General features: G+C 69.8%; 1 protein-coding gene. It reads right to left on the bottom strand.

What is annotated here, in order from left to right:
- Window positions 1-73 precede the first annotated feature (73 nt).
- Window positions 74-367, bottom strand: coding sequence for an NTP transferase domain-containing protein (locus tag ABD323_RS43960; RefSeq protein ID WP_344447605.1), 294 nt, complete (start codon window positions 365-367; stop codon window positions 74-76).
- Window positions 368-597 lie beyond the last annotated feature (230 nt).

Here is a 597-nt window from a genome sequence, read left to right as displayed (position 1 = left end):
GTGACCCGAACGCCAGATCTCCTCGCAGTTCCCCGAGCCCCTGGACAGTGCAACTGAGCCCCTGCCGAAAAGCCTAGGTATCCCGGAGCCGCGCGAGTTCGAGGTCTTCCCAGGTGTCGCAGTCGTACGAGACCCCGTCCGGGTCCGCCAGTCGCGCCAGCCGGAGCGGAGCGAGCAGTCGCCGGAGCGGCAGCCCCACCGGATCGCCGAGCCCCGCCAGAGCCGACCGGAGGGCGGTGGTGCGGTAGGCACCGGCCAGCGGCTGGTCCCGGCCGCCGGCGTCGACCAGCAGGGCCCCGTCGTGCTCCGCGAGAGCGTCCAGCAGCCGTTCGACGGTGCGGGTGTCCAGGAACGGCAGGTCCGCCACGCCATCGGGCGCCCGTCCACCGGCCGATCAGTCAGGCCGGCAACACAGGGCGAGGCCGAGTGCTTCGCCATGCCTGGATACCGGACTGCTGTCATCTACTCCAGCCTCGACAAGTGGGGCCTGCACGGCTGAGCCGTTGCGATCGCGCCATCTGGGACTGTTGTCGCATTCTGTGACCGGATCACGAAGGGCAGTCGTGGGTGGTGGGCGCAGTGATACAGCGCATAGCC

It is taken from the genome of Kitasatospora nipponensis, from assembly GCF_039528135.1.
Taxonomy (GTDB): domain Bacteria; phylum Actinomycetota; class Actinomycetes; order Streptomycetales; family Streptomycetaceae; genus Kitasatospora; species Kitasatospora nipponensis.
This window is presented reverse-complemented; position numbering and strand designations above follow the sequence as displayed.